11 protein-coding genes are annotated in these 13,553 nt (G+C 61.1%); 5 read left to right on the top strand and 6 right to left on the bottom strand.

Annotation, left to right across the window (positions count from 1 at the left end; translation table 11 throughout):
- Positions 1–14: 14 nt before the first annotated feature.
- From truB to rimP, 5 genes are all read right to left on the bottom strand, one after another.
- On the bottom strand, positions 15–938 hold the full coding sequence (gene truB / locus EAY64_RS03795; RefSeq protein WP_103523460.1) for a tRNA pseudouridine(55) synthase TruB: 924 nt from the start codon (positions 936–938) through the stop codon (positions 15–17).
- Positions 935–1,363: a 30S ribosome-binding factor RbfA gene (rbfA, locus tag EAY64_RS03790; protein ID WP_103523484.1), complete on the bottom strand. Its 429-nt coding sequence runs from the start codon at positions 1,361–1,363 to the stop codon at positions 935–937. Before rbfA ends, truB begins: the two co-directional genes overlap by 4 nt.
- 135 nt (positions 1,364–1,498) lie before the next feature.
- The gene (gene infB, locus EAY64_RS03785; protein WP_103523459.1) at positions 1,499–4,441 is read right to left on the bottom strand and encodes a translation initiation factor IF-2; all 2,943 of its coding nucleotides are present in this window, start codon (positions 4,439–4,441) and stop codon (positions 1,499–1,501) included.
- A gap of 39 nt (positions 4,442–4,480) precedes the next feature.
- The gene (nusA, locus tag EAY64_RS03780) at positions 4,481–5,959 is read right to left on the bottom strand and encodes a transcription termination factor NusA (RefSeq protein WP_103523458.1); all 1,479 of its coding nucleotides are present in this window, start codon (positions 5,957–5,959) and stop codon (positions 4,481–4,483) included.
- 51 nt (positions 5,960–6,010) lie between these two features.
- Positions 6,011–6,439, bottom strand: coding sequence for a ribosome maturation factor RimP (rimP, locus tag EAY64_RS03775; RefSeq protein WP_103523457.1), 429 nt, complete (start codon positions 6,437–6,439; stop codon positions 6,011–6,013).
- Positions 6,440–6,746: 307 nt separating this feature from the next.
- Between rimP and EAY64_RS03770 the strand changes: the two genes are divergently transcribed.
- The 4 genes from EAY64_RS03770 (at position 6,747) to dapE (ending at position 11,212) form a co-directional block, all read left to right on the top strand.
- Positions 6,747–8,426, top strand: a complete 1,680-nt coding sequence (locus tag EAY64_RS03770; RefSeq protein ID WP_103523456.1) for a long-chain-fatty-acid--CoA ligase — start codon at positions 6,747–6,749, stop codon at positions 8,424–8,426.
- A gap of 135 nt (positions 8,427–8,561) precedes the next feature.
- Positions 8,562–9,719 carry a PilT/PilU family type 4a pilus ATPase gene (locus EAY64_RS03765; protein WP_103523455.1) on the top strand — a complete coding sequence of 386 codons (1,158 nt, stop codon included), beginning with the start codon at positions 8,562–8,564 and terminating at the stop codon, positions 9,717–9,719.
- A gap of 15 nt (positions 9,720–9,734) precedes the next feature.
- Positions 9,735–10,085 (top strand): ArsC family reductase, encoded by a 351-nt coding sequence (locus EAY64_RS03760; protein ID WP_103523454.1) that lies wholly within the window; start codon positions 9,735–9,737, stop codon positions 10,083–10,085.
- Entirely contained in the window at positions 10,082–11,212 is a 1,131-nt protein-coding gene (gene dapE, locus EAY64_RS03755; protein WP_103523453.1) for a succinyl-diaminopimelate desuccinylase, read from the top strand. Before EAY64_RS03760 ends, dapE begins: the two co-directional genes overlap by 4 nt.
- A gap of 23 nt (positions 11,213–11,235) precedes the next feature.
- Here dapE and EAY64_RS03750 read toward each other — a convergent pair whose 3' ends face one another.
- A complete protein-coding gene (locus EAY64_RS03750) occupies positions 11,236–11,481 on the bottom strand; it encodes a hypothetical protein (RefSeq protein ID WP_103523452.1) in 246 nt (81 codons plus the stop codon).
- A gap of 89 nt (positions 11,482–11,570) precedes the next feature.
- Here EAY64_RS03750 and EAY64_RS03745 point away from each other — a divergent pair, with 89 nt between their 5' ends.
- Positions 11,571–13,550, top strand: a complete 1,980-nt coding sequence (locus EAY64_RS03745) for an SPFH domain-containing protein (protein WP_103523451.1) — start codon at positions 11,571–11,573, stop codon at positions 13,548–13,550.
- The last annotated feature ends 3 nt before the right edge of the window (positions 13,551–13,553 follow it).

Here is a 13,553-nt window from a genome sequence, read left to right as displayed (position 1 = left end):
CCATCCGCACTTCGCTAGCAGGCTGCCTGTTTGACAGCCAGCAGTCTGATCGGGTGCAGCATGTCATCATCACGCACCTCGGCCAGACCAAGAAACTCCGCGTTTGCATCGCTGTAAACCCGGAAGCGCGTCATTTTCTCACAGTTGCCGGCAAAACGCACGGCCTGCCCATGAATAAAACGCCCGGCCATGGCTTCATCCAGCGTAGTAGCGGGAAAATGTTGCACCAACACATCGGCAGGCAGTAGCAAAGCCTCGCGCCCGGCCATGTCCAGCGCCTCGACGGCGGCCAGCGCGTGCGCGTCGGACAATTGAAAACCACCAGTAGTCGTACGGCGCAGGCCGGTCAAATGGGCTGCACAATCCAGTGCAATGGCAATGTCTTCGGCCAGAGTACGGATATAAGTACCCTTGCTGCACAGCACGTCGATTACTGCTTCCACACCATCAAAGCTGATCAGCTTGAGCGAGTGAATGGTGATGCGGCGTGGCTCGCGATGGATTTCAATGCCTTCGCGAGCATATTCATACAGCGGTTTGCCCTGGTGCTTGAGCGCCGAATACATTGGCGGCACCTGGCTGATCTCGCCGACGAACTGCTGCATCACCTGCAGCAGGCCCGCCTCATCAAATGCAATCGGACATTCCCGAATGACATCGCCTTCGATGTCACCGGTGGTAGTCGCCGCACCAAAGCGCACCGTGGCACGATAGCCCTTGTCGGCATCCAGCAGGTAAGAGGAGAACTTGGTGGCCTCCCCCAGGCACATCGGCAACAGGCCGGTGGCCAGCGGATCCAGCACGCCGGTATGGCCTGCCTTGGCAGCGTTCAGCAACCAACGCGCCTTTTGCAACGCGTTATTGCTGGAAATATCATAGGGCTTGTCGATCAGCAGCACGCCATCGATCTGGCGGCGGTTGCTGCGCGGCTTGCTCATTCCTCGCTACCTTCCTGCTCTTGCGCGGCCGTTGCGCCCTCGCCTTCAGCAGCGCTGAATTTTTCAGCGTCTTCACGCGCCACCTGATTGATCAGGCTGGTCATGTGCATGCCGCGCGATACCGACTCGTCGTAGACAAAGTGCAGTTGCGGCGTGGTAAACATCTTGATGCTGCGACCCAGCTCGGAGCGCAGGAAACCGGCGGAGTGATCAAGCGCCTCCTGGCTGACTTCGCGGGTCTTTTCGTCCATCACGGTGTAGAACACCTTGGCGTGCGAGTAGTCACGCGTCACCTGCACGGCGGTAATGGTGATCCAGCCCACGCGCGGGTCTTTCAGACCAGTGCGGACCAGTTCGGCCAACTCGCGCTGAATCTGCTCAGCAATGCGGTCGGAGCGGGAGAAACCTTTTCTGGCTTTGGCCATGATTTCCATCCTGTCGGTATAAAAGCGGCCAACAGCCAGCCGGGCAGATACCCGGCCTTGTGTCAGCCGCCTTGAATGCAAAAGGCGAGCGCCTTCGAGCCTGAGCCCGAAGCGCGCCCGCCGGTGAGCTGCCGCTTACAGCGAGCGAGCCACTTCCACGATTTCGAAAGCTTCCAGTTGGTCGCCTTCCTGGATGTCGTTGAAGTTCTTCAGCATCAGGCCACATTCGTAACCTTGCTTCACTTCCTTCACGTCGTCCTTGAAGCGCTTCAGCGAGTCCAGTTCGCCGGTGTGCACCACCACGTGGTTGCGGATCAGACGGATCGAAGCAGTACGCTTGATCAGGCCGTCAGTCACCATACAACCCGCGATATTGCCTACCTTCGACACCGGGATCACCTGACGGATCTCGACGGTACCCAGGATTTGTTCCTTCTTCTCCGGAGCCAGCATGCCGGACAGGGCTGCTTTCACTTCGTCCACAGCATCGTAAATGATGCTGTAGTAACGAATGTCCACGCCTTCGTTCTCGGCCAGCTTGCGCGCAGCAGCGTCGGAGCGGGTGTTGAAACCGATCACGATAGCCTTGGAAGCAATCGCCAGGTTGATGTCCGATTCCGAGATACCACCCACGCCGGAGTGCAGGATGCTGACACGCACTTCGTCGGTGGACAGCTTCTGCAGGCTGCCAGCCAGGGCTTCGTAGGAACCCTGTACGTCGGCCTTGATGATGATGGACAAGGTTTGCACCTCGCCACTGCCATCGGCCATCTGGGCGAACATGTTTTCCAGCTTGGCGGCTTGCTGCTTGGCTAGGCGAACGTCACGGAACTTACCCGCACGGAACAGGGCGATTTCACGCGCCTTGCGTTCGTCGGTCAGCACCATGGCGTCTTCACCGGCTTGCGGCACGTCGGACAGACCCAGAATTTCTACCGGGATGGCCGGGCCAGCGGTGTCGATGGCCTTGCCGTTTTCGTCCATCATGGCGCGAACGCGACCAAATGCCGTACCAGCCAGCACCACGTCGCCCTTCTTCAGGGTGCCGGACTGAACCAGCAGGGTGGCTACCGGGCCACGACCCTTGTCCAGACGGGCTTCCACGATGATGCCCTTGGCCGGGGCTTCGATCGGTGCATTCAGCTCCAGTACTTCGGCTTGCAGCAAGATGGCTTCCAGCAGTGCATCGATGTTGGTGCCTTGCTTGGCAGAAACTTCGATGAACTGGGTATCGCCACCCCAGTCTTCCGGCACCACTTCGTGCGAAACCAGTTCCTGACGGATGCGTTCTACATTGGCACCCATCTTGTCGATCTTGTTGACTGCCACCACCATCGGCACCTTGGCAGCCTTGGCATGGTGAATGGCTTCAATCGTCTGCGGCATCACGCCGTCATCGGCAGCCACGACCAGCACCACAATGTCGGTCGCCTTGGCACCACGAGCACGCATGGCGGTAAACGCTTCGTGACCCGGGGTATCCAGGAAGGTGATCATGCCGCGCGGAGTTTCCACGTGGTAAGCACCGATATGCTGGGTAATGCCACCGGCTTCGCCCGCAGCCACTTTGGCGCGACGAATGTAGTCCAGCAGCGAGGTCTTGCCGTGGTCGACGTGACCCATCACGGTCACTACCGGCGGACGCGGCAACACAGCCACTTCCACTTCTTCGCCTTCCGGCTTTTCCAGATAGGCTTCCGGATCATCCGCCTGCGCCGCACGCGGCTTGTGGCCCATTTCTTCCACCACGATCATGGCGGTTTCCTGGTCCAGCACCTGGTTGATGGTCACCATCATGCCCATCTTCATCAGGACCTTGATCACCTCAACAGCCTTGACGGCCATGCGGTGAGCCAGATCGGCCACGGAGATGGTTTCCGGCACCAGCACTTCATGAATGATGGGCTCGGTCGGGGCCTGGAAAGCATGCTGGTTGTTCTGCTTGTGCTTGCCCTTGCCACCGCGGGATTTCCAGTCGCTGCCGGCATCGCCACCCTTGGTCTTCAGACCACGGCCCTTCTTGCCTTCTTCCCAGCGCTCGTTACCCTTCTTGGCGCCGCCCTTCTTGGCATCCGGACGACCGGCTACCGTAGCAGGAACGACCGGGGCACCCGGCGCTGCAGCCGGACGCGGGCCGCGATTGTCGGCACCAGCCGGACGCGGACCACGGTTGTCGGCACCAGCCGGGCGCGGACCACGGTTGTCACCAGCCGGACGCGGGCCACGGTTGTCGCCAGCCGGGCGCGGGCCACGGTTGTCGCCAGCCGGACGCGGGCCACGGTTATCGGCACCAGCCGGACGCGGACCGCGCTCATCGCGGCGCTCGTCGCTGCGCGCCTCAACCGGCTTCGGTGCTTCAACCGGCTTGGGAGCCGGCGCCGGTGCGGGTTGCTGGGCAGCCAGACGAGCTGCCTGACGGCGCTCTTCGCGTTCGATCTTTTCGCGCATCAGCTCTTGCTGACGGGCACGGAAAGCAGCCTGACGCTTTTCTTCCGCTTCGCGGGAGGCTACTTCTTCCGGCGACAGAATGGAGGCCACGGTGCGTACCGGAGCCGGAGCCGGCTTGGCAGCAGGTGCAGCTTCCTTGGCCGGGGCTTCCGCAACCGGAGCTACCGGTGCGGCGGGCTTGGATTCCACCTTGGGTTCAACCTTTACTTGCGGTTCCGGCTTTGCTTCCGGCTTGACTTCCGCCGGCTTGGTCTCTGCCGCCGGAGCGGGGGCAGAAACAGGTTCGGCGGCCTTGGCTACCGGGGCGGCAGCCGGCGCAACTTCTGCCGGTGCAGCTGCCGGAGTGTCTTCCGGACGAACCACGACACGCTTCTTGCGCGTCTCCACTTTTACCGTACTACCGTCAGCGGTCTTGATTTCACTGGTGGACTTGCGGGTCAGCGTAATACGCGACTCATCACGGGCGCCATGCGAACGCTTCAGGTAGTCAAGAAGCTGGGATTTATCCTGCTCGGAGAGCGTATCATCCGGCGCGCGCTTGGCCACACCCGCTGCACGAAGCTGTTCCAGCAATCGTTCAGGCGTGAGGTTCAGCTCACCGGCAAACTGTTTTACATTCGTCAATACCATGCGTCTTCCCAAATTCCGTAAATACTTCCCGAAGAAGCCTTACTGGTTGAACCAGTGTTCGCGCGCTTTCATGATGATTGCACGTGCAGCTTCAGCTTCAATGCCGGTCATGTCCACCAGATCGTCGACGGCCAGATCGGCCAGATCATCTCGCGTGGACACGCCGTTTTCGGCCAACTTGCGAACCAGCTCGGCATCCAGACCCTCGATATCCTTCAGGTCTTCGGACACACCTTCGACTTTCTCTTCGGACGCAATGGCCTGGGTGAGGATGGCGTCACGTGCACGGCTACGCAGCTCATTCACCAACTCCTCGTCAAAACCGTCGATCTCCAGCATCTCGGCGATCGGCACATATGCCACCTCTTCCAGGGTGGCGAAACCCTCTTGCACCAGAACAGTGGCAGTTGCTTCATCCACGCTCAGGCACTTGACGAACAGATCACGCAATTGCGCGTCTTCCGCCTGGTGTTTCTCTTCCGCTTCGGTAACCGTCATGATGTTGAGGTACCAGCCAGTCAGCTCGGCAGCGAGCTTCACGTTCTGGCCGCTACGACCGATAGCCAGAGCCAGCTGGTCTTCCTCGACCACCACATCCATGCTGTGGTTGTCTTCATCGATCATGATGCGGTTGACTTCAGCCGGGGACAGTGCGTTGATCACGAACTGTGCCGGTTCCGGTGCCCACAACACGATATCGATACGCTCGCCAGCCAGTTCCTGGGTAACGGCCTGAACGCGGGAGCCGCGCATGCCGATGCAGGTACCTTGCGGATCGATACGGGCATCGTTGGCCTTGACGGCGATCTTGGCGCGCAGACCGGCATCGCGGACCGCTTCCTTGATCTCCAGCAGGCCTTCTTCGATTTCCGGCACTTCCAGCTCGAACAGCTTGATGATGAACTGGCTGGAAGTACGCGACAACACCAGCTGCGGACCACGACCCATGCGGTCGATGCGCAGCAGGAAGGCCTTGACGCGGTCGCCCACGCGCAGGTTTTCCTTCGGAATCATCTGATCGCGGGGCAGTACGGCTTCCAGCTTGCCGCATTCGATGATGGCATTGCCACGTTCGATGCGCTTGATGGTGCCACTGACCAGATGCTCGCGGCGCTGCAGGAACTCGTTCAGCAGCTGTTCGCGCTCGGCATCGCGGATGCGTTGCAGGATGACCTGCTTGGCGGTCTGCGCACCAATACGGCCGAATTCCACGGCTTCCATCGGCTGTTCGATCACGGCACCCACCTCGATGCGCGGATCATCATCACGCGCGTCGGTGATGGTCAGTTCACGGCTTTCGTTTTCGATCAGCTCGTTCTGCACCACCGTCCAGCGGCGGAAAGTCTGGTACTGCCCGGTATGGCGGTCGATTTCGACACGCACATCCATTTCGTCATCGGTAAACTTCTTTTTGGTTGCCGAAGCAAGCGCCATTTCAAGGGCGGAAAAGACCACGTCCTTGCTGACGTTCTTTTCGCTTGCCAGGGCATCAACCAGCAACAAAATCTCGCGACTCATGCATTCCTCCGAATTTTTGTCCTTATGCGTGGCGTCAGAGCCCGCCTCCGCTCAAAACTCAGGCTCTAGCCTGGCTTTGTCGATATTGGTCAGGGCAATTGCCACGATGCGGCCGCCTTCCACTTCCAGCTTGACGGCGCCATTTTCAACCCCGGCAAGACGACCGGCAAACTTCTTTTGCTGCTCGACCGGCATGCGCGTCTTGATCTTGGCAAGCTGTCCGGCAAAGCGCACGAAGTCGGCCTCTTTCTTGAGAGGACGATCCAGCCCCGGGGAGGAAACCTCGAGCCGTTCGTAATTAACGTTTTCAACCGTAAACAGACGGGTCAGGTGGTTGCTTACCAGCACACAGTCTTCCACCGTGATACCACCGGGCTTGTCCATAAACACGCGATAACCGCCACCCTGGGTCATTTCGAAATCGACCAGCTCATAGCCTAGACCTGGCAGGGTGTTTTCCAGCAGCAAACGAACATCCATTGCTTCTTTCCACAAATAAAAAATGGGCGAAACGCCCATCCCTAAACATCGCGATTGTAACCCATTCCCGCGAAAAAGAAAACCGAAGCCTGTCAAGCCCCTACCCACCGCCGCCGCGCACAGGTTCTGCGCTTTGCGCGAGTTTTTCACATACTGTAAATTACCCGCAACCCGACGGAGTGCGGGTATATAAGAACGGGCGCAATGCCCGGTCGAAAATTCAGAAACAAATATATAGAAGACGCTCGCCAGCACGACCAGCGCCGGCGCGGCACTCTCGAATCAGCACGATGGAGAAACCCTAGATATGGAAAAGGTTTGGCTAAAGAATTACCAGCCGGGGGTAGCACACGAGATCGACATCAATCAGTTCCAGTCGATTGTCGAGGTGTTTGATCGCAGTGTAACGAAGTTCCGCGACCGGCCAGCCATGGCCAATATGGACAAGGTGCTGAGCTATGGCGAGCTGCAAGCGCTGACCGTGCAGTTTGCGTCCTTCCTGCAGAACACGCTGAAGCTGCAAAAGGGCGACCGCGTGGCCGTGATGATGCCCAATCTGCTGCAGTACCCGGTAGCGGTGTTCGGCACCCTGCGCGCCGGCGGTACCGTGGTCAACGTCAATCCGCTGTACACTCCGCGCGAACTGGAGCACCAGCTCAACGATTCCGGTGCCGAAACCATCGTCATCCTGGAGAATTTCGCCAATGTGCTGCAAGACGTGATTGGCCGCACCAAGGTCAAGAACGTCATCATTGCCTCGATTGGCGACATGCTGGGCTTCCCCAAGCGGCTGCTGGTGAACTTTGTGGTGCGCAACATCAAGAAGATGGTGCCCGCATGGCAACTACCCGGCCATATCCGCTTCAACGACGCCCTCGCAGCGGGTGCATCGCACAGCTTCAAGCCGGTAGAGATCGGCCATGAGGATATCGCCTTCCTGCAATACACCGGCGGCACCACCGGCATCTCCAAGGGGGCCATGCTGGTCCATCGCAACATCATTGCCAACATGCTGCAGGCCGGCAGCTGGGTGAAGGCGGTGGCGCGCGAGGGGCAGGAGGTCATCATCACCGCCCTGCCGCTGTACCATATCTTTTCACTGACGGCCAATCTGATGGTGTTCACCGAACTGGGGGCACTGAATATCCTGATCACCAATCCGCGCGACATCCCCGGCTTCGTCAAGGAAATCAAGAAATACCGTGTCACCGCCATGACCGGGGTGAATACCCTGTTCAACGCACTGCTGCATAATCCGGACTTCCTGACGGTCGACTTCTCCAGCTGGCGCCTGGCGCTGGGTGGCGGTATGGCGGTGCAGAAAGCCGTGGCCGACAAGTGGAAGCAGGTTACCGGCGTGACGCTGGCCGAAGCCTATGGCCTGACCGAAACCAGCCCGGCGGCCTGCATCAACCCGCTGGATATCAAGGCCTATAACGGCACCATCGGCCTGCCGGTTCCCTCCACCGACATCGAGATTCGCGGTGCGGATGGCCAGGCACTGCCGCAAGGTGAGCAGGGCGAGCTGTGCATCAAGGGCCCGCAAGTGATGAAGGGCTACTGGAACCGTCCGGACGAAACCGCCAAGGTCATCGACGAGCGCGGCTTCCTGGCCACCGGCGACATGGCCATGGTGACACCGGAAGGCTTCGTCAAGCTGGTGGACCGCAAGAAGGACATGATTCTGGTATCCGGCTTCAATGTTTACCCCAATGAAGTGGAAGACATCATCGCCAGCCACCCCGGCGTGCTGGAAGTCGCCTGCATCGGCGTGCCAGACGAGAAGTCCGGCGAGGTAGTCAAGGTATTCGTGGTGAAGAAAGACCCGGCCCTGACAGAAAAAGATGTCATCCACCATTGCCGCGAAAACCTGACCGGCTACAAGGTACCGAAGATGGTGGAGTTCCGCAGCGAACTGCCCAAGACCAATGTCGGCAAAATCCTGCGCCGCGCCCTGCGCGACCAGGAAGTCGGCAAACAGGCCTGAGCCAGCCAAGCCCGCGCAAGCGGGCTTTTTTCTTGCCTGCTGTCGCTCGGCGCCGACTGCAGGCACAATACGGCTATAACAAGGACAGCGTGCTGTCCGCCACAACAAATCTCTTGCATATCGGGAATACCAACCATGCTGATGCTGCCGTTCTTCAAGCTGATGGCCGACAAACAGGCCAGCGACATCTTTTTCACCGCTGACGCACCGCCACAGATCAAGATCGACGGCGTGACCCTGCCCATCAACGACAAGCCGCTGTCCGCCGACATCGTGCGCCAGCTGGCCTACAGCCTGATGAACGAGGTGGAAATCGCCACCTTCGAGCGCGAACTGGAAATGAACTTCGGCCGCCTGGTCGACACCCTGGGCAACTATCGCGTCAACATCTTCAAGCAACGCGGCACAGTAGCCATGGTGGTGCGCTTCATCCGCCCGAGGATTCCGTCGCTGGCCGAGCTGAACCTGCCGGATACACTGCAGGAACTGGTCCTGCAAAAGCGCGGCCTGATTATCGTGGTGGGTGCCACCGGCAGCGGTAAAAGCTCGACCGTGGCGTCCTTGCTGGAGCATCGCAACCAGACCCAGTCCGGCCACATCCTGACCGTGGAAGATCCGATCGAATTCGTCTACCGCCATCAGAAATCCATCGTCAACCAGCGTGAAATCGGCGTGGATACCTTCTCCTACCAGAACGCCCTGAAGAACGCCATGCGCGAGGCTCCGGACGTACTGATGATCGGTGAAGTACGTGATGCGGAGACCATGACCCACGCCATCAATTACGCACAGTCCGGCCACCTGTGCCTGAGCACCCTGCACGCCAACAACAGCTATCACATGCTCAACCGCGTCATCAGCATGTTCCCGACGGAAAGCCGCAATGCCTTGCTGATGGACCTGTCGGTCTCCTTGCGCGCGGTGATCTCCCAGCGGCTGATTCCCACCAAGGACGGCAAGCAGATTCCGGCACTGGAAATCCTGATCAATACCCCGCACATTGCCGAGTTGATCCGCAACGGCGAGGTGGACCAGATCAAGGAAGCCATCGAAAACAGCATGAGCGAAGGCGCGCAGACATTCGAACAATCCCTGTTCCGGCTCTACCAGCAAGACCGCATTCTGCTGGACGATGCCTTGAAAAATGCCGACTCGCCCACCAATCTGTACTGGCTGATCAACCATGCGCAGAACAAGCAGGCCGAAGCGCAAACCGCCAGCAAACAACAGCAGGAGCGGCAAGACAGCGACAAGACCGCCACCAGCTTTGACGGATTCACCCTGGATTTATAAAGCAAGCACACACACATGATCACCCTCTACGGCATCCCCAATTGCAATACGGTCAAGAAAGCCCGCCAGTGGCTGACCGAACAGCAGATCGACTACGTATTCCACGATTTCAAGAAACAGGGCGTCAGCGCTGCGCAATTACAAGGCTGGATAGACGCCATCGGCCTGGACAAGCTGATCAACCGCCAGGGCACCACCTGGCGTGGCCTGTCTGAAGAACTCAAAGCCCAGGCGGCCACGCCGGCCGGGGCCATCGCCGTGCTGCAGGCGCAGCCCTCCATCATCAAGCGTCCGGTGCTGGAGCGCCCGGACAGGGTCAGCGTAGGCTTCAACGAAGCGCAATGGGCCGAGGAGTTCGGCGCATGAGCAAGACACTGGACCTTACCTGCGAACTGATCCGCCGCGACTCGGTCACCCCGCGTGATGCCGGCTGCCAGCCACTGTTGGCCGAGCGCCTGCAGGCGCTGGGCTTTGTCATTGAAAACATGCGTTTTGGCGAGGTGGACAATCTGTGGGCACGCCGCGGCAGTAGCGGCCCGCTGCTGTGCTTTGCCGGCCATACCGACGTGGTGCCGAGCGGCCCGACCGAGCAGTGGGACAGCCCGCCATTCGAGCCGCGCCAACGCAACGGCCTGTTGTACGGCCGTGGCGCAGCTGACATGAAAGCCTCGCTGGCTGCCTTCATCACCGCCATCGAAGCCTTTGTGGCCGATCACCCGCAGCACAGCGGCAGCATTGCCCTGCTACTGACTTCGGATGAAGAAGGCGTGGCGACGGATGGTTCGGTCAAGGTGGTGGATACGCTGGAAGCACGCGGTGAGCTGATTGATTACTGCATCGTCGGTGAGCCCACCTCGGACCAGCAACTGGGCGACACCATCAAGAACGGCCGCCGTGGCTCCTTGTCCGGCCGGCTGGTAATCCACGGCATCCAGGGCCACATTGCCTACCCGCATCTGGCCAAGAATCCGGTGCACCTGATGGCCCCGGCACTGGCCGAGCTGGCCAGCACCGAATGGGACCAGGGCAATGCATTCTTCCCGCCCACCAGCTGGCAGGTGTCCAATATCCACGCCGGCACCGGCGCGGTGAACATCATTCCCGGCCTGTGTGAAATCCGCTTCAATTTCCGTTTCAGCCCGGAAAGTACGGTGGAATCGCTGAAAGACCGCGTGCACGCCATTCTGGATCGTCACGGTCTGGGCTATGAACTGCACTGGTCGCTGTCCGGCCTGCCCTTCATCACCGCCCCTGGTGCACTGACCGATGCCCTGAGCAGCGCCATCCATCAGGTCACCGGGCAGAGCGCAGTCCTCTCCACCACCGGAGGTACTTCGGATGGCCGCTTCATCAAGCGCATCGCGCGCGAGCTGGTGGAGTTCGGCCCGGTCAACGCCACCATTCACAAACTGAACGAATGCGTGGAAGTCGCCCACCTGGAACCGCTGGCGGAAATCTACCAGCGCACACTGCAACAGCTGCTGCCGGACTGAAGCCTCTCCCGCTCGCCATTGGCCTATGGCTGTGGCCCGGCGGGATAGCACTGCGGGCAAGCCGGATTACCGCATTTCAGCGCGTACTTGCCCAGCAGCCGGTGCAACTGGCCGGAAGGATCGAGACATTGATATTGTCCGGCCGGCACCGGCTGCACCGCTGCGGCAGGCTCGGCCTGCTGTGGCGGCTGTGCCGCAGGCAGGCTGGCCGCATATGCGCCACCTGCCAGCAGCAGGAATGACACGCTGAGGTAGTGCGCCTGTGTCATGATTTGCTCACCTTTTATTCGGCCTATCATCCTGGCCAGTGTAGCATTGCCGACACAGCCAGACGCACTGATCGCCCCGAACCCGGAACATGAAGACGCCAGCCACTCTCCCATCCGTTTCTGCCGACTGCCACCACGAGCGGTACAGCCGTTGCTGCAGCCTGCTGGCCATGCTGGCGGCACTGGCTTGCCTGCTGTGCAGCCTGCTGCTGGCCGAGTGGCCGGCACGTCTGTTGTGGCTGAGTTACGCCGCCACACTGGGCCTGCTGGCTGGCCTGCTCAATGCGGTAGCTAGCCGGGCGGGCTGGCGCCGTCGCCGCCACGGGCTTGCCGCGCTGCCGCTGCTGCCCTTCACCCTGCCAGCCTGGCTAGTCATTCGCCCGCGCCGCAGCCGCGCTGCCTACCAGCAGAACCAGCCGCTGCGCCGCCTCTTGCTATGGCCACGACTGCGACGACTGATCGGCCGCCACACCGGCTGGCCAGTGATCTGGCAGGCCTTGGGCAGCCTGCTGGCACTTTTGCTGTCTGTGCTGCTGGTGCAGGCCGATCTGAGTGCCGGCAGCACCAGCGGCATCAGCCGCCAGCCCTTGTTGCTGCCAGCGCTGTGTGGACTGCTGGCCGCTTTCGGCTGCCTGCTGCTGGAGCGCAGGCTGGCACAAGAAAACGCGACCGAGTGGCCGGAGGCCCCGCTGCTGCTCAAGCTGACACGCGCCATCATTCTCGCCCTGCTACTGCCTGCGCTGTGCGGATTCGGCCTGATGCTGGGCCTGGACTGGCTATTGCCCGGCCTGCCGCTAGCCGGCTACTGGCTGCTGCTGCTCAGCGCCGAACTACTGCTACGCGCGCAGCTCAGCGGATTCCGCCCCTATCACCGGCAGCAGGCAAGCCCGCCGGCCTTCAACAGCCTGCTGGCCTCGCTGATGCAGCGCAGCAACCCGGCACTGCGGCTGCGCCAGCAGTTGCAACAGGGACTGGGCCTGGAATTGCGCCACAGCTGGGCTTTGCGCTTTCTCGGCAGTGCGCTGCGCCCGCTGGCCGTCGGCTTGCTGTTGTGCGGCTGGCTGCTGAGCAGCCTCAGCATCATCGGTACCGCGCAGCGCGGCATCTATCAGCGCTTTGGCGCCGCCGTGGCGGTGTGGCAACCCGGCCTGCACCTTGGTTTGCCGTGGCCGCTGGGCCGCGTCAGTTATATCGAGAATGGTCAGGTCCATCAGCAGGCCAGTACCCTGCTGCAAAACGAAGACGATGGTGGACAGAATGCCAGCGCCAGCAATAACCGGCTGTGGGATGGCCAGCACCGCGCCGAGAGCATGCAGCTGATTGCCAGTGGCCGTGGCAGCAGCCAGTCCCTCCAGTTGATGGGGCTGGATGTGCGGCTGGTCTACCGCCAGGGCTTGCGCGATGCAGACGCACTGGCGCTGTACCGGCTGGCCGATGCGCCGGCACTGCTGCACAGCCTGGCCGAACAGACCATGCTGCATTACTTTGCCGGCCAGCAACTGGATCAGCTGCTGGGCGAGGGGCTGTCAGCCACCGCGCTGCAACTGCGCAACCGCATTCAGCAGCAGCTGGACCGCTCCGCCGCCGGCATCGAGCTGCTGGCGGTGGTGATTCAGGCCATCCATCCGCCAGCCGCTGCCGCCAATGCCTATCATGGCGTGCAGGCCGCGCAGATTCAGGCCCAGGCCAATGTGGCGGCCGAGCGTGCCCAGGCGGTGCGCAGCCACAGTGCCGCCGTGCAGACCGCCCTGCGCCAGAGCGCCGCCGCCAGTGCCGCCGCCGCCGAACAACTAGCCGCCAGCCGCGCCGATGCCATTGCCTTTCAGGCCGACCAGCAGGCATACCAGCTGGCGGGCCAGACCTTTTTGCTGGAACGCTACCTGCATGCACTGGCACACGGGCTGAGTCACACCCGACCGCTGATCATCGACCACCGCATCAAGGCCGCCGAGCTGCCCACCATAGACCTGCGGCCAGCCGGCAGTACGCCGACGCTGCCCGGCGTCGAAGTCAAGCCGCCGCCCATTGCTACCGAGCCTGCCGCCCGTGCGGCGGTGCCGCGCCCCTGAGGA

This window comes from Aquitalea palustris (assembly GCF_003693445.1).
Taxonomy (GTDB): domain Bacteria; phylum Pseudomonadota; class Gammaproteobacteria; order Burkholderiales; family Chromobacteriaceae; genus Aquitalea; species Aquitalea palustris.
This window is presented reverse-complemented; position numbering and strand designations above follow the sequence as displayed.

Bases quoted from the DNA above. Each gene is read 5' to 3' on its own strand.
- truB (WP_103523460.1), bottom strand. From the start codon at position 938: ATGAGCAAGCCGCGCAGCAACCGCCGCCAGATCGATGGCGTGCTGCTG.
- rbfA (WP_103523484.1), bottom strand. From the start codon at position 1,363: ATGGCCAAAGCCAGAAAAGGTTTCTCCCGCTCCGACCGCATTGCTGAG.
- infB (WP_103523459.1), bottom strand. From the start codon at position 4,441: ATGGTATTGACGAATGTAAAACAGTTTGCCGGTGAGCTGAACCTCACG.
- nusA (WP_103523458.1), bottom strand. From the start codon at position 5,959: ATGAGTCGCGAGATTTTGTTGCTGGTTGATGCCCTGGCAAGCGAAAAG.
- rimP (WP_103523457.1), bottom strand. From the start codon at position 6,439: ATGGATGTTCGTTTGCTGCTGGAAAACACCCTGCCAGGTCTAGGCTAT.
- EAY64_RS03770 (WP_103523456.1), top strand. From the start codon at position 6,747: ATGGAAAAGGTTTGGCTAAAGAATTACCAGCCGGGGGTAGCACACGAG.
- EAY64_RS03765 (WP_103523455.1), top strand. From the start codon at position 8,562: ATGCTGATGCTGCCGTTCTTCAAGCTGATGGCCGACAAACAGGCCAGC.
- EAY64_RS03760 (WP_103523454.1), top strand. From the start codon at position 9,735: ATGATCACCCTCTACGGCATCCCCAATTGCAATACGGTCAAGAAAGCC.
- dapE (WP_103523453.1), top strand. From the start codon at position 10,082: ATGAGCAAGACACTGGACCTTACCTGCGAACTGATCCGCCGCGACTCG.
- EAY64_RS03750 (WP_103523452.1), bottom strand. From the start codon at position 11,481: ATGACACAGGCGCACTACCTCAGCGTGTCATTCCTGCTGCTGGCAGGT.
- EAY64_RS03745 (WP_103523451.1), top strand. From the start codon at position 11,571: ATGAAGACGCCAGCCACTCTCCCATCCGTTTCTGCCGACTGCCACCAC.